Origin of the sequence: Nocardia sp. JMUB6875 (assembly GCF_041154655.1) — a bacterium.
In the GTDB taxonomy this organism is placed as follows: Bacteria; Actinomycetota; Actinomycetes; order Mycobacteriales; family Mycobacteriaceae; genus Nocardia.
This window is the reverse complement of record NZ_BAAFGR010000150.1, coordinates 1-19,734: the sequence shown is the minus strand read 5'-3', so window position 1 is coordinate 19,734 and position 19,734 is coordinate 1. Positions and strand designations below refer to the sequence as shown.

The window sequence follows — 19,734 nt, the reverse complement described above, 5'->3', positions numbered from 1 at the left end:
CCGTCCGGGTGCGGCGGGCGGGGCGGGGAAGCCGATTCGACCATGTCGGTCATTGTTCCGTGGTGCCCGTCCGGCGCGGATCGCCCGCGAGGACGATCCGGCGTACGACTCGCGAATGACCTCGGCGGACTCGCGAATGACACCAACCCGGACAGTCCACCCGCGTCCGGGCGTGCCCTTCGCCTAGGCTCGATGCCATGCAGCGCATCATCGGAATCGAGGTCGAGTACGGCATTTCGACGCCTACCGAGCCGTCGGCCAACCCGATTCTCACGTCGACCCAGGCGGTGCTCGCCTACGCCGCGGCCGAGGGCGTGCCCCGCGCCAAGCGCACACGCTGGGACTACGAGGTGGAATCACCGCTGCGCGACGCGCGCGGATTCGATCTCGGGCGGCTCAACGGGCCCGCGCCGGTGATCGACGCCGACGAGGTCGGGGCGGCGAACATGATCCTCACCAACGGGGCTCGCCTCTACGTGGACCACGCCCATCCCGAATACTCCGCGCCCGAGGTCACCGACCCGCTGGACGCGGTGATCTGGGACAAGGCCGGCGAACGCGTCATGGAGGCCGCCGCCCGCTACGCCTCCAGCGTGCCCGGCGCGGCCCGCATGCAGCTGTACAAGAACAATGTCGACGGCAAGGGCGCCTCCTACGGCACCCACGAGAACTACCTCATGAGCCGCGAGACCCCGTTCAACCAGATCATTCTCGGGCTCACCCCGTTCTTCGCCTCGCGCCAGGTGATCTGCGGCTCCGGCCGGGTCGGCATCGGCCAGTCCGGCGACACCCCCGGCTTCCAGCTGTCCCAGCGCGCCGACTACATCGAGGTCGAGGTCGGGCTCGAGACCACCCTCAAGCGCGGCATCATCAACACCCGCGACGAACCGCACGCCGACGCCGACAAGTACCGCCGCCTGCACGTCATCATCGGCGACGCCAACCTCGCCGAATGGTCCACCTACCTCAAGGTGGGCACCACCGCCCTGGTGCTGGACCTGATCGAGGCCGGTGAGGACCTCTCCGATCTGCAGCTGGCCCGCCCGGTGACCGCGGTGCACACCATCAGCCATGACCCGACTCTGCGTGCCACCGTTGCCCTTTCGGACGGGCGCGAGCTGACCGGCCTTGCGCTGCAACGCATCTACCTCGACCGCGTCGAGAAGTTCATGGACCGCAACGGAAACGACGACGCCCGCACCAAGGACGTCATCGAGAAGTGGGCCCATGTCCTCGACCTGCTCGAGCGCGACCCCCTCGAAACCGCCGACCTGCTGGACTGGACCGCCAAACTGCGCCTGCTCGAGGGCATGCGCAACCGCGAGGGCCTGTCCTGGGCGGCCCCGAAGCTGCACCTGGTCGACCTGCAGTACTCCGATGTCCGCCTGGACAAGGGCCTCTACAACCGACTGGTGGCCCGCGGCTCCATGCAGCGCCTGGTCAGCGAGCAGCAGGTCATGGACGCCATGACCAACCCGCCCACCGACACCCGCGCCTACTTCCGCGGCGAGTGCCTGCGCCGCTTCGGCGCGGACATCGCCGCCGCCAGTTGGGATTCGGTCATCTTCGACCTGGGCGGCGACTCCCTGGTCCGCATCCCCACCCTGGAACCCCGGCGCGGCACCAAGTCCCACGTCGGCAAGTTGCTCGACGGCGTGCACACCGCCTCGGAACTGGTGCAGCAACTGACCCACTGACGAGTGTGAAAAGGGGTACACGGAGCAAACCGTGTGCCCCTTTTTCATGTCCGTGACATGGCGGCGGAGAGATCGCGGGGACAGCACAATGGCGTTTAATCCGGCATGTTGTCCGGGCTGATGGGTAGTGTTGGGGGACGAGCATCGGATCTTCTCCGGTGCTCGCCGATGATCACAGAGGAGGTCGGCTGCTATGGCACAAGAGCAGACCAAGCGCGCCGGTGGTGGCGACGAGGACGAGGGTCCGGAGGGAACCGGCGCTGCCGGACAGGAACGCCGCGAGAAGCTCGCGGAGGAAACCGACGACCTGCTCGACGAGATCGATGACGTGCTCGAGGAGAACGCGGAGGACTTCGTCCGGGCGTACGTGCAGAAGGGCGGCCAGTGACCCAAGGTGACCCCCTGCGGCTCCAGTTGGGGTTCGCCCAATCCTCTTTCTCCGAGTACCTGCGTCTCCACGCTCCGGAACTGTTGCCCGGCAACGTGATCGGATCCGGCGGCACCCACCCGAATCCGGGCGTGCCGTCGGATATCGCCCCGCACGGCACCACCATCGTCGCGGTCAGCTACCGCGGCGGTGTGCTGATCGCGGGTGATCGCCGCGCCACCCAGGGAAACCTGCTGGCCCAGCGCGACATCGAGAAGGTGTACATCACCGACACCTACTCCGCGGCCGGTATCGCGGGCACCGCGGGCATGGCGATCGAGATGATCCGCCTGTTCGCGGTGGAGCTCGAGTACTACGAGAAGATCGAGGGCGTTCCCCTCACCTTCGACGGCAAGTCCAACAAGCTGTCGAAGATGGTGCGCGACAACCTCCCCGCGGCCCTGCAGGGTCTCGCGGTGGTGCCGCTGCTGGTCGGCTACGACCCGGACGCGCTGGACCCGGACAAAGCCGGGCGCATCGTGTCCTACGACGTGGTCGGTGGTCGCAGCGAGGAGCGCTTCGGGTACACCGCGGTGGGGTCGGGTTCACTGTTCGCCAAGTCGTCGCTGAAGAAGACCTACGCGCGCGGTATCGATCAGGACCGGGCGCTGCGGATCGCGATCGAATCGCTCTTCGACGCGGCCGATGACGACACCGCCACCGGCGGGCCGGACACCATGCGCAACATCTACCCGACGGCGATCGTGATCGACGCCGAGGGCTCCGAGGAAGTGACCGAGGAGCGGCTCAAGGAGATCACCCGAGCCATGGTGGAGGAGCGGGCCGCGCAGGCCGCAGAGGGGATCGGCGAAGCATGACACTGCCGTATTACGCGTCGGCCGAACAGATCATGCGCGACAAGACCGAGCTCGCGCGCAAGGGCATCGCGCGCGGTCGAAGCGTCGTCGTGCTGGTCTACGACAAGGGCGTGGTGTTCGTGGCCGAGAATCCCTCGGCCACCCTCCACAAGATCAGTGAGTTGTACGACCGGGTGGGTTTCGCCGCGGTCGGCAAGTACAACGAGTTCGAGGCGCTGCGCCGCGGCGGCATCCTGCAGGCGGACCTGCGCGGATACCAGTTCGACCGGCGCGACGTGACCGGCCGCTTCCTGGCCAACCTGTACGCGCAGAGCCTCGGCACCATCTTCACCGATCAGCTCAAGCCCTACGAGGTGGAGATCTGCGTCGCGGAGGTGGGCTACCCGGAGCAGTCCACCAACTCGGTGCTGTATCGCATCAACTTCGACGGATCCATCGTCGACGAGCGGGAATTCGTGGTGATGGGCGGCAACACCGACCCGATCACCACCGCCCTCAAGGCTTCCTACAAGCCGGGCATGGACCTGCATTCGGCCATCGCCACGGCGGTGGCCGCGCTGCAGAAGGCCGTCCCCGAGGGCGACAAGGACAAGGCCCGGACCCTGAATTCGGGCTCGCTCGAGGTGGCAACCCTCGAGCAGTCCCGGCCGCGGCGGGCGTTCCGCCGCATCCAGGGCGCGGCGCTGTCGCAGTTGATCACCGGCAAGGCGCCCAACGCGAAAGCGGCCGCCGAGGCCGAGAAGCCGTCCAGCGGAGACCCGTCCTAGGCCCCCGGCAGGTCGAGTAAGGGCCCGCAACGGCGCCAGCAAAATCCCGCTATTCGGGATAAGGCTCCTTTGCACTCTCAATAGCAGAGTGCAAAGGAGCCTTGCTTTTTCGCAGGCTAAGACGCGTGCGACGTTGCAGCCCGTGCTAAATCGTTGTGAATACGTTTGCATGAGCTGTCCGACAAGCCCGTTACCGGCGACTTCAGCGCTGTAATGTCGATAGGGTGCAGCGACGAATCATGGGGATCGAGACCGAATTCGGGGTGACGTGCACGTTCCACGGTCACCGTCGGTTGAGTCCTGACGAGGTGGCCCGGTACTTGTTCCGCCGGGTGGTTTCCTGGGGCCGTAGCTCGAACGTGTTCCTTCGTAATGGTGCCCGGCTCTACCTCGATGTCGGTTCCCATCCGGAGTACGCCACGGCCGAATGTGACAGCTTGGTGCAGTTGGTCACTCACGACCGCGCCGGCGAGCGGGTCCTCGAGGATCTGCTCATAGACGCCGAGCAGCGGCTCGCGGAGGAGGGTATCGGCGGCGATATCTACCTGTTCAAGAACAACACCGACTCCGCCGGCAACTCCTACGGCTGCCACGAGAACTTCCTCGTGGTGCGCGCCGGAGAGTTCTCCCGGATCTCGGATGTGCTGTTGCCGTTCCTGGTTACCCGGCAGTTGATCTGCGGGGCCGGGAAGGTGCTGCAGACGCCCAAGGCCGCCACCTTCTGCCTGTCGCAGCGGGCCGAGCACATCTGGGAGGGCGTCTCCTCGGCGACCACCCGGTCGCGGCCGATCATCAACACCCGCGACGAGCCGCACGCCGATGCGGAGAAGTACCGGCGCCTGCACGTGATCGTGGGCGATTCGAACATGTCCGAGACCACGACCATGCTCAAGGTGGGCACGGCCTCGCTGGTGCTCGAGATGATCGAGGCCGGCGTCGCGTTCCGAGACTTCGCTCTGGACAACCCGATTCGCGCCATCCGCGAGGTGTCGCACGATCTCACCGGACGCCGTCCGGTGCGGCTGGCCGGGGGCCGTCAGGCTTCCGCGCTCGACATCCAGCGCGAGTACTACGCCCGCGCCGTCGAGCACCTGCGCAACCGCGATCGCGATCCGCAGGTCGACGCGGTGGTGGATCTGTGGGGCCGCACCCTCGATGCCGTCGAGGCGCAGGACTTCGCCAAGGTGGACACCGAGATCGACTGGATCATCAAGCGCAAGCTGTTCCAGCGCTACCAGGATCGCTACAACATGGAGCTGTCCGATCCCAAGATCGCCCAGCTGGATCTGGCCTATCACGACATCAAGCGCGGCCGCGGCGTCTTCGACCTGCTCGCCCGCAAGGGTCTGGCCAAGCGGGTCACCGAGGACGACGCGGTGGATGCCGCGGTCACCACGCCGCCGCAGACCACCCGGGCCAAGCTGCGGGGTGATTTCATCACCGCGGCGCAGGAGGCGGGTCGCGACTTCACGGTGGACTGGGTCCACTTGAAGCTCAACGACCAGGCGCAGCGGACGGTCCTGTGCAAGGACCCCTTCCGCTCGGTCGACGAGCGAGTGGATCGGCTCATCGCCTCGATGTAGTCGGCTCATCGCCCCGGCGCAGGGATGAACCCGGGTACCGGCCTCCGCGTAGGTACCGGATGACGGGCCGCGAACCGCCCCTCGGTTCGCGGCCCGTCCGTCTGTCCGGGGAACGCCGGTGGGCTGTCCGGGGAACGCCGGTGGGAAAACGCGACCGCCCATGCTCCACACCGGCGACGCGCCCATTACTCTCTATCGGGTGGCGATATCCAAGGTCGAGCGGTTGATGAATCTGGTTATCGCGCTGCTGTCCACCCGGCAGTTCCTCACCGCGGAGCGCATCCGCGACAGTGTGGCCGGGTACGAGGAGTCCGCGAGCGACGAGGCGTTCAGCCGCATGTTCGAGCGGGACAAGAACGAGCTGCGCGATCTGGGCATTCCGCTGGAAATCGGTCCGGTGAGCCGGTATTCGAGCGTCGAGGGCTACCGGATCAACCGGGATGCCTACGAACTGCCCGATATCGACCTGACCAGCGAGGAAGCCGCCGCGGTCGCGGTGGCGGTGCAGTTGTGGGAGTCGCCGGAGCTGGCGGCGGCCGCCGAGAGCGGGCTGCTGAAGTTGCGCGCGGCCGGGATTCACGTGGAGCCCGACGCCGGGGTGTCGGCGGTGCCCGCGGTCCCCGCCCGGACGCGCGGTTCGGAGCCGGTGCTGGGCAAGCTGCTCGCCGCCATCGATGCCGGACGGTCGGTGAAGTTCAAACACCGTCAGTCGCACGGGGATCCGGTCGAGCGGGATGTGCAGCCGTGGGGTGTGGTCACCCATCACGGGCGCTGGTATCTGGTCGGGCACGACAATGCCCGCGACGCGCAGCGGGTGTTCCGCATCTCGCGCATCGACGAGGACGTCACCGAATACGGCCCGGCCAATGCCGTGCACAAGCCCGAGGACCTGGACCTGCGCGCGGTGGTCGCCGAGGTCACCGCGCAGACGCCGATCACGGGATCGGCGACGGTGTGGGTCGCCGACGGGCGCGGGCAGGAGATCCGCCGCTTGGGTCCGATCATGGAGGAGCGGACCGTGGGCGGGCGCAAGGGTTCGATCGTGGAGGTGCCCATCCGCTCGCGCGACTGGCTGGCCCGGCTCATCACCGGACTCGGCGCGGACGCCCTGGTGCTCGCACCGGAAGAACTGCGCGACAATGTGATCGCGCGCCTGAAGTCGGTGCTGGAACGGACGGAGGTCACCGCGTGAGTGAGTCGACGGCGCGGAAACGCCGGGGAGACAACGCGTCCGAGGCGAACAGTGCCCGTAAGGGTGGAAACTCCGATGGCGGACGGTCTTCCGACGGTGCCAAGGACCGGCGGGGGAGTTCAGCCGCCACCAGTCGGTTGTCGACCCGCCTGGCGCGGCTGCTCAATATGGTCCCGTACTTCCAGGCGAACCCGGGCATCAGCGCGGCGGAGGCGGCGGCCGAACTCGGCGTCTCCACCAAACAGCTGATGACCGACCTGAACCAGCTGTGGATGTGCGGGCTGCCCGGCTACGGTCCCGGTGATCTCATCGACCTGTCGTTCTCCGAGGAGAGCATCGAGGTCACCTTCTCGGCGGGCATCGACCGGCCGCTGCGGCTCACCTCGCTGGAGGCCACCGCCCTGCTGGTGGCGCTGCGGTCTATCGCCGACCTACCCGGCATGGTGGATCCGAGCGCGGCGCACGCGGCCATCGCGAAGATCGAATCCGCCATCTCCGGAGTGGAATTCGCGGGCCCGACCCAGCCGGTGCCGGTGGAGGCGCCCGCCGTGGCGACCGTCCGGTCCGCGCTCGAGCACGATCACGCCCTGCGCCTGGTCTACTACTCGGCGAGCCGCGATGTGGTCTCCGAGCGCGTCGTGGACCCGATCCGAATCGTGCTGGTGGACAACAACAGCTATCTGCAGGCATGGTGCCGGCAAGCCGAGGGCGTCCGGCTCTTCCGCCTCGATCGCATCGAAGAGGCGACCGAGCTCGACGAGCCCGCGCGCCCGCCCGCCGAGGCAGCCGCCGACGAGACCGCGGCCCTGGACCTGTTCGTCGACGATCCCGCGGTCCCGCTGGCGCGCTTGCTGATTCGCACCGACTACGCCTGGGTGCTCGAGCAGTACCCGATGCACAAGGTCACCACCCACCCCGACGGCAGCGTCGAGGCGACCATGCGCTTCGCCACCCTGGACTGGATGGCGCGACTGCTGCTCGGCTTCGGCGCGGGCGTGACCGTGCTCGGCCCGGCCGAACTGGTGACCGCGGTGCGGGAACGGTCGAGCTCGGCGCTGTCGGCCTACGCCGCGGCCGCCGAGGACAATGCCTTCACCCCGGGCCTCGAGGGGGTCGGTCCCGCTTGAGTTTGCGCGTGACGGTGCTGGGGGCGGGCAGCATCGGTTGCTATGTCGGCGGCAGGCTGGCCGCGGCGGGGGCCGAGGTCACCTTCGTCGGCCGCCCGCGCGTGCTCGACGAGCTGCGCACCTTCGGCCTGCGGCTCACCGATCTCGACGGCGACAGCGCGACGGTCGAGCCGAGCGCCTTCCACACCGCCACCGAACCGAGCGGCGACACCGATCTGGTGCTCATCACGGTGAAATCCGCGGGCACCGCGACCGCCGCCGCGCAACTGGCCGGTCTGGTCAAGCCCGGCACGGTGGTCGTCAGCCTGCAGAACGGCATCGGCAACGACGCGGTCATTCGGGAGATCCTGCCCACCTGCGTGGTGCTCGCGGGCATGGTCATGTTCAATGTGGTCCACCACGGCCAGGGCCGCTTCCACCGCGGCACCGCGGGCACCGTCGACATCGCCGACGACCCGGTCCTCAACCGCTTCGCCCCGATCCTCGGCAAATCCGGACTCGGCTTCAAACGGCACCCCGACTTGCTGCCCATCCAATGGGCCAAGCTGCTGCTGAACCTGAACAATCCCATCAACGCGCTCTCGGGTCGCCCGCTGCGCGAGGAACTGGGCACCCGCGACTACCGCCGCTGCCTGTCGCTGGCCCAGCGCGAGGCCCTCGCGGCCATGGCCGCGGCCCGCATCCGCCCGGCCCGGCTCACCCCGCTGCCCCCGGAGGCGATGGCCCGGCTGCTGACCGTCCCCGACGGCGTGTTCCGCCGGGTTGCCGCGAAAGTGCTGGCAGTCGATCCGGTGGCCCGCTCGTCCATGGCCGACGACCTCGCCGCCGGGCGCAAAACCGAAATCCCTTGGCTGTGCGGTGAAATCGTCAGCCTCGGCGCCATGGTAGGAATACCCACGCCGGTGAACCAGAAGCTGATCGAGCTCGTGACAGCTGCGGAGAACGGCGACCGGCGAACCTGGTCGGGCCCGGAATTGCTCGAACAACTCACGGCCGCGTCCGCCAATCGGAGCGGCGGCCGCGCGTGACGGCGCGGCGAACAAGGGTTGACAAGAAGCTTCGCGATATGCGGGTCCGGTAGAGTCGGACTCACCAGAGTCTTTGGAGGTAATGGAATGACAGGCGCCATCAGCCCGTGGCACTTGCTGATCGTCGTGCTGATCTTCTTGCTGTTCTTCGGTTCGAAGCGCATGCCCGATGCTGCCCGCAGCCTCGGTCGCTCGATGCGCATCTTCAAGACCGAGGTCAGCCAGATGCAGAACGAGGGCAAGACGGGCGAGGCCACTCCCGAGGCCCAGGCCCAGCCGGTGCAGCCGCCGGCCCAGCTGCCCCCGGCTCAGCCGGCGCCGCAGCCCGCGCCGCAGCCGAACGACCAGCAGAAGGCCTGAGACCACGTTTTCGCCCGGGATGAGTGATCTCATCCCGGGCCGGTCGTTGTCCGGGTCCGGGTGGCCGCGAGGCTCCGGTTTTGTCGGCCGCAAGGCGGAGGCAGTCACACACACATGCGTATACGCATCCCGTTCGATCCCCGGCGCAGCAGGCGCCGCACGAACCCCGACGGCACCATGACCCTGGTGGACCACCTGTCGGAGCTCCGCACGCGATTGCTCGTCGCCCTGGCGTGGATCGCGATCGGCACCCTGTTCGGGTTCTTCTGGTACTCGCATTCGATCTTCGGGATCGAGAGCCTGGGTGAGATCCTGCGCGGGCCCTACTGTGATCTGCCCGCGTCCTCGCGGGCCAATCTCAGCGCCGACGGCGCCTGCCGGTTGCTGGCGACCGCGCCGTTCGAGCAGTTCACGTTGCGCCTGAAGGTCGGTACGACCGCGGGTGTGGTTGTGGCCAGCCCGTTCTGGCTGTATCAGCTGTGGGCGTTCATCACGCCGGGCCTCTACGCCAAGGAACGCAAGTACGCGATCTCCTTCGTGGCCGCGGGCGCGGCGCTGTTCATCGCGGGCGCGGTGCTGGCGTACTGGGTTGTCGCCCATGCCCTCAGCTTCCTGATGACCATCGGCAACAACGTGCAGATCACCGCGCTCAGCGGTGCGCAATACTTCAGCTTCATCATCAAGCTGCTGGTGATCTTCGGTGTGAGCTTCGAAACACCCTTGCTCATCGTGGGTTTGAACTTCCTCGGGGTGCTGACCTACGCGCGGCTCACCAAGTGGCGGCGCGGGCTGATCTTCGGCCTGTTCGTGTTCGCGGCCATCGTGACCCCGCAGGACCCGATCTCCATGCTGGCGCTGGCGCTCGCGCTGACCCTGCTGTTCGAGATCGCGGTGCAGGTGGCGCGGTTCAACGACAAGCGGCGCGCCCGCAATGCCGAGAACTGGGACAACCTCGCCGACGACCAGGCATCCCCCTTGGATACCTCGCCGGGCGGCGTCGACGCCCCGACCCCGGTGCCGACCGCCGAACCGGTGGCCGCCACACCGGTGGAGAAAACCACGGGAACAGTGTCGGATTACTCCGATACTCTCTGAAAAGTGACATCAAGGTCGCTTAGTAATTCGACGCAGTCTGGCGAACTGGCGGCATTCGCCGCCGAACTGAAATTCGAGCTCGATCCGTTCCAGCGGCAGTCGTGTGTGGCGCTCGAAGGCGGGCACAGTGTGCTCGTCTGCGCGCCCACCGGCGCGGGCAAGACCGTGGTGGGCGAATTCGCCGTCCACCTGGCGCTGGCCTCGGGCGGCAAGTGTTTCTACACGACGCCGATCAAGGCGCTGTCGAATCAAAAGTTCGCCGATCTCACCGAACGTTATGGTCGCGACGAGGTCGGCTTGCTGACCGGCGACCAGTCCATCAATCCCGACGCCTCGGTGGTGGTGATGACCACCGAGGTGCTGCGCAACATGCTCTACGCGAGTTCGGATGCGCTGCGCGGGCTTTCGTATGTCGTCATGGACGAGGTGCACTACCTGGCCGACCGCTTCCGCGGCGCGGTGTGGGAAGAGGTCATCCTGCACCTGCCGCCCGAGGTGCGCCTGGTCAGCCTGTCGGCGACGGTCTCCAATGCCGAGGAGTTCGGCGCGTGGATGGAGACCGTGCGCGGCGACACCGCCGTCATCGTCGACGAGACCCGGCCGGTGCCGCTGTGGCAGCACGTCATGGTCGGCAGGCGCATGTTCGACCTGTTCGACTCCAAGTCCAGCGACGCCAAGGTGATCGTGGACGGGGATCTGGTGCGCTACATCAAGCACCGCGAATCCGTTGACCGGATGGACAATTGGGCCGTGCCGGGGCGCGGGCGGGGCGGGCCGCGGCGCTCGTTCCGGCCCATGCCGCGGCCGGAGGTGATCGCCAAACTCGACGACGAGGGCTTGCTGCCCGCGATCACCTTCATCTTCAGCCGCGCGGGATGCGATGGGGCCCTTGCCCAATGCGTGCGGTCGCGGCTGGATCTGTCCCGCGACGACGACCGAGAGGAAGTCGACGCGATCATCGAGAAGCACACCGGGGACCTGCCGCGCAGCGACCTCGAGGTGCTCGGGTACTGGGAATGGCGCGAGGCGCTGCACCGCGGGTTCGCCGCGCACCACGCCGGGATGCTGCCCGCCTTCCGGCACACGGTCGAGGAACTGTTCGTGCGCGGGCTGGTGCGCGCGGTGTTCGCCACGGAGACACTGGCTCTGGGCATCAACATGCCCGCGCGGACCGTCGTGCTCGAGCGGCTGGTGAAGTTCAACGGTGAGAGCCACGCCGAGCTCACGCCGGGGGAGTACACGCAGCTCACCGGGCGCGCCGGGCGGCGCGGCATCGATGTCGAGGGCCACGCGGTGGTGCTGTGGCAGCCCGAGGTCGACACCAGCGCGGTCGCGGGTCTGGCCTCGACGCGGACCTATCCGCTGCGGTCTTCCTTCCGGCCGGGCTACAACATGTCGATCAACCTGGTCGACCGCATGGGCGCGGTGGAATCCCGGGCGCTGCTGGAGCGGTCCTTCGCCCAGTTCCAGGCCGACCGGTCGGTCGTGGGTTTGGTGCGGGGCATCGAACGCAATGAGGCCCAGATGCGCAAGCTGCGCTCGCAGCTCGGCGACGAGAGCTTCTTCGAATACATCCAACTGCGCGAACGCATTCGCGAACGGGAACGCCACCTGGAACGCCAGGGCCGCACCGATCGCCGCCAGGCCGCGGTCACGGCGCTGACCGCGCTGCGGCGCGGAGACGTGGTGGCGATTCCGTCCGGACGCCGCCAGGGCCTCGCGGTGATCCTGGAACCCGATGCGACACCGGGTGATCCGCGTCCGCTGGTCCTCACCGAGGACAAGTGGGCCGGACGCGTCTCGGCCGCGGACTTCCCGACCCCGGCCGAATCGCTGGGACGGTTGCGGCTGCCCAAGCACGTCGACCATCGCACGGCGCGGGTGCGCCGGGATCTGGCCTCGGCGCTGCGCAGCACCGGTATCACCGTGCCCCGGCGCGGACGCCAGGGCGGCGGCAAGTCCAAGGCCGCCGACGACCGCGATCTGCAAACGCTCAGGCGCGCGCTGCGCAATCATCCGGCGCACTCGCGGCCGGATCGAGAACAGCTGGCGCGCATCGGGGAACGCTACAACCGCATCGACCGCGAGACCGAGCACCTGCGCCAGCAGGTCGCGGCCACCACCAACTCCCTGGCCCGCACCTTCGACCGGATCATCGGGCTGCTCGAGGAACGCGGCTACGTCGCCGACGGCGAGATCACCCAGGACGGGCGTCGTCTGACGCGCATCTACGCCGAGGCGGATCTGGTTGTGGCCGAGGCGCTTCGGCAGGGACTGTGGCGCGGGCTCGGCCCCGCCGAACTGGCGGCGGTGGTGTCGATCCTGGTGTACGAGTCGCGGCAGGAGGGCGGCTACCTCGGCGCCTCGGGACCGACCGCGCCGATTCGCCGGGCCGTGGACGCCACCATCGGGGTGTGGTCGCAATTGCGCGCCGACGAGTCGCGGCATCGGCTGTCACCCACCCGCGAACCCGACCTGGGTTTCGTCACCGGTGTTTACACCTGGGCGCGCGGCGACGATCTAGCTGATGCGCTGCTCGCCAGCGGTGATCGCGGAAACCCGCTCTCGGCGGGCGATTTCGTGCGCTGGTGCCGTCAGGTCATCGATCTGCTGGACCAGATTCACAGCACCGCCGACGATGTCGAGGTGGCGGCCACCGCGAGCAAGGCCGTGCGGGCCATCCGCCGGGGTGTCGTGGCCGTGGACGCGGCGTAGTAGATACGACTGTGCTTTGATAAAGAGCAACGGATTTGCGAGTGGAGGCAAGCAATGAGCGGCCCGTACGGACCGAATGACGCCCCTCAAGGGGGAGGCAACGATCCGACGCACCAGTGGGGTGGGCAGCAGCCCGCGCCCGGCGCCGGACCGACTCAGCAATGGGGTGGCCAGCAGCCCGCGCAGCCGACCACGCAGTGGGGCGATCCGTCCCAGCAACAGCCGCAGCAGCAGCCGTGGGGGCAGAGCCAGCCGCAGCAACCGCAGCAGCAGCCGTGGGGACAGTCCCAGCCGCAGCAGCCGGTCCAGCAGCCCTGGGGTCAGAGCCAGCCGCAGCAGCCGGTGCAGCAGTGGGGGCAGAGTCAGCCGCAGTGGCCGCAGCAGGGCCAGCCGGGTCAGCCGGATTGGAACCAGCAGTCCGGTCAGCAGTGGCCGCAGCAGCAGGCGCCCGCCAAGAAGAAGACCGGTCTGATCATCGGCATCGTGGCGGCGGTCGTGGTCGTGCTGGCCGCGGCCGGTGGCGGTCTGGCCTGGCTATTGAGCAAGGACCAGCTAGACAACAAGGCCGTCGCGACCGGTGTGCAGAAGGTGCTCAAGGACTCCTACGGCATCGACGACGTGCAGGACGTGAGCTGCCCGTCGGGGGAGAAGGTCCAGGTCGACAAGACCTTCGACTGCACCCTCAAGGTGGGCGGCGAGGCCAAGAAGGTGACCATCAAGATCACCAAGGATGACGGCACCTACGAGGTCGGCCGCCCCAGCTGATTTCTGGCGGGTAGCTTCGCGGTCAATTGTGTTGGGCCCGGGCGTGATCGATGAGATCGCGGCCGGGCCTTCGCGATTGCCGGGGGTTGTCTGGTTTCCTACCGGGAGTACAGTGGGCGGAAATTCTCTAGGTGATCGTGATCGGGGGCGTTATGAACCTGACCGTTCGAACCGTGGGCTGGAGCGCGACCGTGGTCGCGGTGGCCGCCGCCGGGCTGGCCTCCGCGCCGTTCGCCGGGGCCGAGGGCGCCTCGCCGGTGGTCAATGACTGCATCAGCGGCAAGACCGACGTCGAGCCGTCGAGCATGGTGCTGGCGTGCGGGGATGGCGGGCTGAGCGTCCGCGATATCACCTGGAGCAGTTGGGGACCCGATACCGCCGAGGGCGACGGCATCGAGTACCGGCGGGTCTGTCAGCCGAGCTGCGCGGCCGGGAAGCTGGCCGACGGCGGCACCCACATCACGCTGCGGAAGCCGCAGGACGGATTCTTCACCGAGGCGGTCATCACCGATCTCGACGGCAAGCCTGAAACCTGGCCGGTCGGACCGCTACGGCACTGAGCGGCCCGCGGCGTCGGCTCAGCGCTTGGCCATGGCGGTGATCAGGCGCTTGACCGGGCTCTCGGCGTTGTAGGCAACGGCCAACTGGGCCAGCCGATCCGGATCCGCCGGGATGCGGGCCAATAGATCCGGGCCCGAGTAGTCGACCTTGGCGTCGCGCACCACCCGGACGACCGGGGCCGCGGCCTTCAGATAGTCGTCGGCGGCAACGAGTTTGGCGCGCACGCCCTTGGCCATATCCGAATCCGGGTCGGCGGCCGCGGCGCGCAGGGCCTCGACCGAACCGTATTTGGAGATCAATTGGGCGGCGGACTTGTCGCCGATGCCCGCGACACCCGGCAGGCCGTCGGAGGCGTCGCCGCGCAGGGTGGCCATATCGGCGTAGGCCGGGCCCGCGTTCTGTTCGGGCACACCGTATTTCGCGGACACCTCGGCCGGGCCCCACAGCTCGGCCTTGGCCAGGCCGCGGCCGACGTAGAACACCCGCACCGGCGGCGCCGGGGTATCGCGCACCAGCTGCAGCAGGTCCCGATCGCCGCTCACCACGATCACTTCGTCGGTGGCCTCGCGGGTGGCGAGCGTCCCGATCACGTCATCGGCCTCGAGCCCCTCGGCCCCGGCGGTCGCGATACCGGCCGCCTCCAGGACCTCCATGATCATGTCGACCTGCGGTGTCAGCGTGTCCGGCACTTCCTCGAGCTCCACGCCGTCGGCCGAGACGCCACCCTCCTCGGCGACGCGATGCGCCTTGTAGGAGGGCACCAGATCGACCCGGTACTGCGGCCGCCAATCCAGATCCAGGCACACCACCAACCGGCTCGGCGCATGCTGCTTGACCAGCGCCGCGACCATATCGGTGAAGCCGCGCAAGGCATTCACCGGCCGCCCGTCGGGCGCCGTGATCTTCTCCGGGATCGCGTAGAACGCCCGGAACCACAGACTCGCCCCATCGAGCAGCAACAGCGGACCGGCGGCAGGGTTGCTCATAGCGCACGACCCTACCGGGACCGGCCGACAGTCGGGCGCATGACGGCTACAGCACGTACATGTCCGACCATGGTTGGGAGCTGCGGCCGGACAGGGCGTCGAGCAGCGCCGCGGCCTGGCCGTCGGTCAGCGAGGCGACGAAATCGATGACCGCACGCCCCCGCGCCAGCTTGCGGATCCGGTCCATGCCGCGCGGAATCTCGTCCGCCAGGCCGATGACGGACAGGTCGGTGGCGGCGAGTGCGCTGTATTCCTCTTCGGCGCGTTCGGCCAGGTCCTGCAGCCGGTGCGGCAGCCGTTTGGCCTCGTAGCGGTCTTCGAGCCAGTGATCGAGGGCCTCGACCAGGGCGGTGATCAGCTGGGCCTGCCCCCGCTGGTGCAGCGCGAGATCCGGTCGGAGCAAGACGAATTGCTTGTGGACGAACTTGAGCACTTGGACTTCGTGCCACTGCGCGGGAGCGAGCATCACATGCCCGGATCGAGTCGGCGGATCCGGCACCACGGTGATGCCGGACACCAATCTCGTTGTCCAGCCGGCGGAGAACCTGCCGACGGTCTGCTCGGCCTCGGCCGACCCGTCGAAGGGCGTGGCGAGCAGGCCGTCGACCAGTTCGGTGGACACCCGCGCCACGGCGGCGGCGAAGGCGTCGTCGTCCACGATCCAGGAATCCCGGAGGTGGAGCCGGCGGCGCAGCAGTTCGAGCGAGCAGCCGGGCCGCCGCGACCGCTTGGCGAGTTCGGCACGGTCGAGCCCGGCGAGTTCGCCACGGCTGGAACGCCATTGGTCGAGCTCGGCCGCGATGGGCGCGTATTGCAGCACCCCGATGCGGTGGAAGTCCTCGAGATCGTGGATGGCGTAGGCGATGTCGTCCGCGATATCCATGACCGACGCCTCGACCGTCTGCTGCCAGGTGGCCAGCTTCCCGTCGAACGGGGCTCTGGCCTGCGCCATCTCGTCCCACTCGGTGACGTAGACGGAGAACTTGCTCGAGCCGGTGCCCGGCGCGTCGCTGGGCTCGGACGCGCCCCGGGGTGGTTCGGCCAGGTGCCGGGGATGCGGGTCGGGATGGGTCAGCCGAGTCCACGGGTATTTGAGGATCGCCGCGCGGACCGCGGCGGTCAGGTCGAGCCCGATCCCGCTGGGTCCGCCGGTGTCGGCCGTGGTGACGATGCGCAGGCTCTGGGCATTGCCCTCGAAACCGTCCGGCAGGGCGAATCGGTGCCTGGCTTGGCGGTCGAGCACCTGCTCGCCGAGGTGTCCGAACGGTGGATGACCGAGGTCGTGCGCGAGTCCGGCGGCCTCGACCACGTCCGGATCGCAGCCGCCGAGCGCGTCCAGCAGCGGTGCCAGCCGATCGTCGGCCGACAGGCGTTCCGCGATCGCCCGAGCCACCTGTGCGACCTTGAGGCTGTGGGTCAGGCGGTTGTGCAGCAGGCTGGATCCGCTGGCGCTCACCACCTGCGTGACGCCGCCGAGCCGAGCGAAGAAGGGTGAGGCCACGATGCGGTCGCGATCCACCCGATACGGGCTCGCGGCGAGATCAGCGGTCGTCGGGTGCGCGGAATCGGCGGACCCGCGCCAGCGCCGAACGGTCCGTGGGTCCGGGCTATCACCAATCATGGTCTCGACCCTAGCCGCATCGGGTCGCTCCGAAGTGGCTGCTCGGGCGAGCGTGCTCGCCCGGTACGAGGTTGTCGGGGCACGATGCTGCGGTGAAGGACACAGTGCTCGTGACACCGCGATGAAAGGTTCTGGGGCGCAGCGGGGTCGGTGCGCGGTCCGGGTCGGTGACTCGGCAGTGGGGGTGCGAAGTTCGTCGGTGGCTGGAGGGTGGCGGGGGTCGGGGAGTAGCGTCGGACGGCATGAGCTCTCATGACGAGTCACGGTTCGCGGCGGAGGTCTACGGGACGCGATTGGAGCGGGCGGCGGAGCTGGCGCGCAACGCCCATCTGGACGCGCTACTCATCACACCGGGGCCTGACCTGCGGTTCCTGATGGGATCGCGGGCCCAATCCTTCGAGCGGCTGACCTGTTTGGTGATCCCGGCGAGCGGGGAGACGCCCTCGGTGGTGATCCCGAAGCTGGAGCTGGCCTCCCTGAAGGGCTCGGCCGCCGGGGAGCTCGGGCTGCGGATCGTGGACTGGGTGGACGGCGTGGACCCGTACCGCATCGTCCGCGGTGTGCTCAATGCCGGTGCGCGCGTGGCGGTCACCGATGTGATGCCCGCCCTGCACCTGCTGCCCATCGCCGATCAGCTTGGCTCGCTGCCGGTTTCGGCCACGCCGCTGCTGCGCGAGCTGCGAATGGTGAAGGATGCCAGCGAGATCGAGGCGCTGCGGCGCGCGGGCGCGGCCATCGACCGGGTGCACGCCCGCATGGGTGAGTTCCTGCGCCCCGGCCGCACCGAGGCCGAGGTGGGCGCCGATATCGCCGCCGCCATCGTCGAGGAAGGCCACACCGAGGCCGATTTCGTCATCGTGGGCAGCGGCCCGCACGGCGCGGACCCGCACCATCTGGTGTCCGAGCGCGTGATCGAGCCCGGTGATGTGGTGGTCATCGATATCGGCGGCCCGGTCGAGCCCGGCTACTTCTCCGACTCCACCCGCACCTATGTGCTGGGTGAGCCCGGCGAGGAGGTCGCGGCCCAGTTCGCCGAGCTGGAACGCGCGCAGGCCGCCGCGGTCGCCGCCGTCCGCCCGGGCGCCACCGCCGAATCCATCGACGCCGCCGCCCGCGACGTGCTCGTGGCCGCCGGGCTAGGCGACTACTTCGTGCACCGCACCGGCCACGGCATCGGCCTTTCGGTTCACGAGGAGCCCTACATCGTCGCGGGCAACGATCTGGTGCTCGAGCCGGGTATGGCCTTCAGCATCGAGCCGGGCATCTACTTCCCGGGCAACTGGGGTGCCCGCATCGAGGACATCGTGATCGTCACCGAGGACGGCTGCGAATCGATGAACAAGCGGCCGCACGGGCTGACTCGCCTGGTCTGACGCGCACGGGACTTCAGGCGCTCGCGTCGAAAGTGGCCGCGTAGCGCCAGAAGTCGCGCATGGTCGTGTCCGGGACCGGGCTGTCCACGCCCACCTGGGTGAGCAGGATGGCGACGCTGCCGGTGGACGGGACGAGGTACGCACAGGTGCCGGTGCCGCCGACCCAGCCGTAGCGGCCGGGGACATTCCACGGTTCGATCGTGGCGATATCCACCGTGCCGCCGAAGCCCCAGCCCTGCCCGCCCAGGAACAGGTCGCCGTAGGCGCGCGTGGACGGGGTGGTGTGGTCGGTGGTCATCAGGCGAACGGAGTTGGCGGAGAGCAGTTTCCGGCCGTCGGGGGTGACGCCGTCGGCGAGCAGGAGGCGGGCGAAGCGCAGCCAGTCGTCGGCGGTACCCACGAGACCGCCGTGGCCGAGGGCGAATTCCGGTGGCGTACTCCACTGGCCGTCGGGGCCGTCGGCGAGTTCGAAGCCGGTGGCAGACCGGCGGTAGTAGCTGGTGAAGCGGTCGCGCTTGGCATCGGGAACGCTGAAACCGGTGTCGGACATGCCGAGTGGCTCGAAGATCCGCTCGGCGAGGAACTCGGGCAGCGTGCGGCCGGAGGCGCGTTCGATGAGCGCGCCCTGCAGCACCGAGCAGGTGTCATAGAGCCACGCGGTGCCCGGCTGGGCCAGCATGGGCACCGCGGCCAGTTCGCGCAGCCACGCGTCCCTCGACGGGTAGCTCTGCGGTTCGCGCCCGTCGCGCTGCACCGGGAACAGCGCCTGGACCGCGGGCAGCTCGAAATCGGAGGCCCAGCCGTACCCGGCCTGCGAGCTCAGCAGGTCGAAGACCGTGATCGGGCGATGCGCCGGCACCACCTCATCGATCGGACTGTCCGGGGTGCGCACCACCATCGGGTGCGCGAGCTCGTGCAGCCAGGGCGCGATCGGATCGTGCAGGCCGAGAACTTCGTCCTCGACCAGCATCAGCAGGGCCGCGGCGGTCAACGGTTTGGTGATCGACGCCCAGCGGAACAGCGAATCGGCCGCCATCGGCACCGTGCCACCGGCGTGGGCCAGGCCGACCGCGGAGATCTCGACTCGATCGCCGCGCGCGAGCAGCCCCACCGCACCCGGTACGCCACCGTCGTCGACGTGTGCCTGCAACACCTCTCGAAGCGTGGACATGGTTCTACCTTCCCTCGTGCGCACTCAGGAAAGGTGACGATCGGTGTGCCGCAAACTAATCGGCCTTGAACACACTGCTGGCCAGCACGCGCTGAACGTCGATGGCGATGACGACGCGGGTCGGGTTCTCGCGGGGCTGGCGGTAGCGGCCCGCGTAGCGCTCCACGGCGTCGGCGACCGAGGCCGGATCCTCGAGGATGGTGGCGGGGCCCTCGAGGGTCAGCCAGCGCGGGCCGTCGACCTGGCTGACCGCCGCATAGCCGGAACGGCGCACATTGTTGACCTTGACGGAGCCGTCGTTGGTGATGATGCGCGCGATCCCGGCCTCGGGATCCCAGGTGAAACCGACCGCGACCACGTGCGGGGTGCCGTTGGCGCGCAGGGTGGTGAGGGTGGCCAGGTGACGCTCGGTGACGAAGTCGGCGGCGGCGGGGGACAGTTCGGGGCG

18 protein-coding genes are annotated in these 19,734 nt (G+C 68.6%); 14 read left to right on the top strand and 4 right to left on the bottom strand.

Annotation, left to right across the window (positions count from 1 at the left end; genetic code table 11):
- The first annotated feature begins 197 nt into the window (after positions 1-197).
- The 13 genes from dop to ACAM49_RS30465 all read left to right on the top strand — a co-directional run bounded on the left by dop (position 198) and on the right by ACAM49_RS30465 (position 14,134).
- A complete protein-coding gene (gene dop, locus ACAM49_RS30525; protein WP_369639012.1) occupies positions 198-1,697 on the top strand; it encodes a depupylase/deamidase Dop in 1,500 nt (499 codons plus the stop codon).
- Positions 1,698-1,890: 193 nt separating this feature from the next.
- Positions 1,891-2,085 carry a ubiquitin-like protein Pup gene (locus ACAM49_RS30520; RefSeq protein WP_369639011.1) on the top strand — a complete coding sequence of 65 codons (195 nt, stop codon included), beginning with the start codon at positions 1,891-1,893 and terminating at the stop codon, positions 2,083-2,085.
- Entirely contained in the window at positions 2,082-2,942 is an 861-nt protein-coding gene (prcB, locus tag ACAM49_RS30515) for a proteasome subunit beta (protein WP_369639010.1), read from the top strand. The genes ACAM49_RS30520 and prcB overlap by 4 nt, the downstream gene beginning before the upstream one ends.
- A complete protein-coding gene (prcA, locus tag ACAM49_RS30510; RefSeq protein WP_369639009.1) occupies positions 2,939-3,709 on the top strand; it encodes a proteasome subunit alpha in 771 nt (256 codons plus the stop codon). Before prcB ends, prcA begins: the two co-directional genes overlap by 4 nt.
- A gap of 224 nt (positions 3,710-3,933) precedes the next feature.
- Positions 3,934-5,292 carry a Pup--protein ligase gene (gene pafA, locus ACAM49_RS30505; RefSeq protein WP_326360381.1) on the top strand — a complete coding sequence of 453 codons (1,359 nt, stop codon included), beginning with the start codon at positions 3,934-3,936 and terminating at the stop codon, positions 5,290-5,292.
- Between the two features lie 199 nt (positions 5,293-5,491).
- Positions 5,492-6,484 (top strand): helix-turn-helix transcriptional regulator, encoded by a 993-nt coding sequence (locus ACAM49_RS30500; protein ID WP_369639008.1) that lies wholly within the window; start codon positions 5,492-5,494, stop codon positions 6,482-6,484.
- A 137-nt stretch (positions 6,485-6,621) separates the two neighbouring features.
- Entirely contained in the window at positions 6,622-7,611 is a 990-nt protein-coding gene (locus ACAM49_RS30495) for a helix-turn-helix transcriptional regulator (RefSeq protein WP_369639015.1), read from the top strand.
- An 8-nt stretch (positions 7,612-7,619) separates the two neighbouring features.
- Positions 7,620-8,639 carry a 2-dehydropantoate 2-reductase gene (locus tag ACAM49_RS30490; protein ID WP_369639007.1) on the top strand — a complete coding sequence of 340 codons (1,020 nt, stop codon included), beginning with the start codon at positions 7,620-7,622 and terminating at the stop codon, positions 8,637-8,639.
- An 87-nt stretch (positions 8,640-8,726) separates the two neighbouring features.
- Positions 8,727-8,999 (top strand): Sec-independent protein translocase subunit TatA, encoded by a 273-nt coding sequence (tatA, locus tag ACAM49_RS30485; RefSeq protein WP_040809003.1) that lies wholly within the window; start codon positions 8,727-8,729, stop codon positions 8,997-8,999.
- A 120-nt stretch (positions 9,000-9,119) separates the two neighbouring features.
- Entirely contained in the window at positions 9,120-10,094 is a 975-nt protein-coding gene (tatC, locus tag ACAM49_RS30480) for a twin-arginine translocase subunit TatC (RefSeq protein WP_369639014.1), read from the top strand.
- Between the two features lie 3 nt (positions 10,095-10,097).
- Positions 10,098-12,809 (top strand): DEAD/DEAH box helicase, encoded by a 2,712-nt coding sequence (locus ACAM49_RS30475; protein ID WP_369639006.1) that lies wholly within the window; start codon positions 10,098-10,100, stop codon positions 12,807-12,809.
- Positions 12,810-12,863: 54 nt separating this feature from the next.
- The gene (locus ACAM49_RS30470) at positions 12,864-13,574 is read left to right on the top strand and encodes a DUF4333 domain-containing protein (RefSeq protein ID WP_369639005.1); all 711 of its coding nucleotides are present in this window, start codon (positions 12,864-12,866) and stop codon (positions 13,572-13,574) included.
- A gap of 131 nt (positions 13,575-13,705) precedes the next feature.
- The gene (locus ACAM49_RS30465; protein ID WP_369639004.1) at positions 13,706-14,134 is read left to right on the top strand and encodes a hypothetical protein; all 429 of its coding nucleotides are present in this window, start codon (positions 13,706-13,708) and stop codon (positions 14,132-14,134) included.
- A gap of 18 nt (positions 14,135-14,152) precedes the next feature.
- Here ACAM49_RS30465 and ACAM49_RS30460 read toward each other — a convergent pair whose 3' ends face one another.
- Positions 14,153-15,121, bottom strand: a complete 969-nt coding sequence (locus tag ACAM49_RS30460) for a 5'-3' exonuclease H3TH domain-containing protein (RefSeq protein ID WP_369639003.1) — start codon at positions 15,119-15,121, stop codon at positions 14,153-14,155.
- Positions 15,122-15,167: 46 nt separating this feature from the next.
- Positions 15,168-16,742: a deoxyguanosinetriphosphate triphosphohydrolase family protein gene (locus tag ACAM49_RS30455; RefSeq protein ID WP_369639002.1), complete on the bottom strand. Its 1,575-nt coding sequence runs from the start codon at positions 16,740-16,742 to the stop codon at positions 15,168-15,170.
- A gap of 242 nt (positions 16,743-16,984) precedes the next feature.
- Here ACAM49_RS30455 and ACAM49_RS30450 point away from each other — a divergent pair, with 242 nt between their 5' ends.
- The gene (locus ACAM49_RS30450) at positions 16,985-18,115 is read left to right on the top strand and encodes a M24 family metallopeptidase (protein ID WP_369639001.1); all 1,131 of its coding nucleotides are present in this window, start codon (positions 16,985-16,987) and stop codon (positions 18,113-18,115) included.
- 13 nt (positions 18,116-18,128) lie between these two features.
- Here ACAM49_RS30450 and ACAM49_RS30445 read toward each other — a convergent pair whose 3' ends face one another.
- Complete coding sequence (locus ACAM49_RS30445) at positions 18,129-19,286, bottom strand: serine hydrolase domain-containing protein (protein ID WP_369639000.1); 1,158 nt, start codon at positions 19,284-19,286, stop codon at positions 18,129-18,131.
- Between the two features lie 55 nt (positions 19,287-19,341).
- Positions 19,342-19,725, bottom strand: a complete 384-nt coding sequence (locus tag ACAM49_RS30440; RefSeq protein WP_369639013.1) for a PPOX class F420-dependent oxidoreductase — start codon at positions 19,723-19,725, stop codon at positions 19,342-19,344.
- Positions 19,726-19,734: the final 9 nt, after the last annotated feature.

Coding starts and splice junctions, on each gene's coding strand:
- dop (WP_369639012.1), top strand. CDS start 198: ATGCAGCGCATCATCGGAATCGAGGTCGAGTACGGCATTTCGACGCCT.
- ACAM49_RS30520 (WP_369639011.1), top strand. CDS start 1,891: ATGGCACAAGAGCAGACCAAGCGCGCCGGTGGTGGCGACGAGGACGAG.
- prcA (WP_369639009.1), top strand. CDS start 2,939: ATGACACTGCCGTATTACGCGTCGGCCGAACAGATCATGCGCGACAAG.
- tatA (WP_040809003.1), top strand. CDS start 8,727: ATGACAGGCGCCATCAGCCCGTGGCACTTGCTGATCGTCGTGCTGATC.
- ACAM49_RS30470 (WP_369639005.1), top strand. CDS start 12,864: ATGAGCGGCCCGTACGGACCGAATGACGCCCCTCAAGGGGGAGGCAAC.
- ACAM49_RS30460 (WP_369639003.1), bottom strand. CDS start 15,121: ATGAGCAACCCTGCCGCCGGTCCGCTGTTGCTGCTCGATGGGGCGAGT.
- ACAM49_RS30455 (WP_369639002.1), bottom strand. CDS start 16,742: ATGATTGGTGATAGCCCGGACCCACGGACCGTTCGGCGCTGGCGCGGG.
- ACAM49_RS30450 (WP_369639001.1), top strand. CDS start 16,985: ATGAGCTCTCATGACGAGTCACGGTTCGCGGCGGAGGTCTACGGGACG.
- ACAM49_RS30445 (WP_369639000.1), bottom strand. CDS start 19,286: ATGTCCACGCTTCGAGAGGTGTTGCAGGCACACGTCGACGACGGTGGC.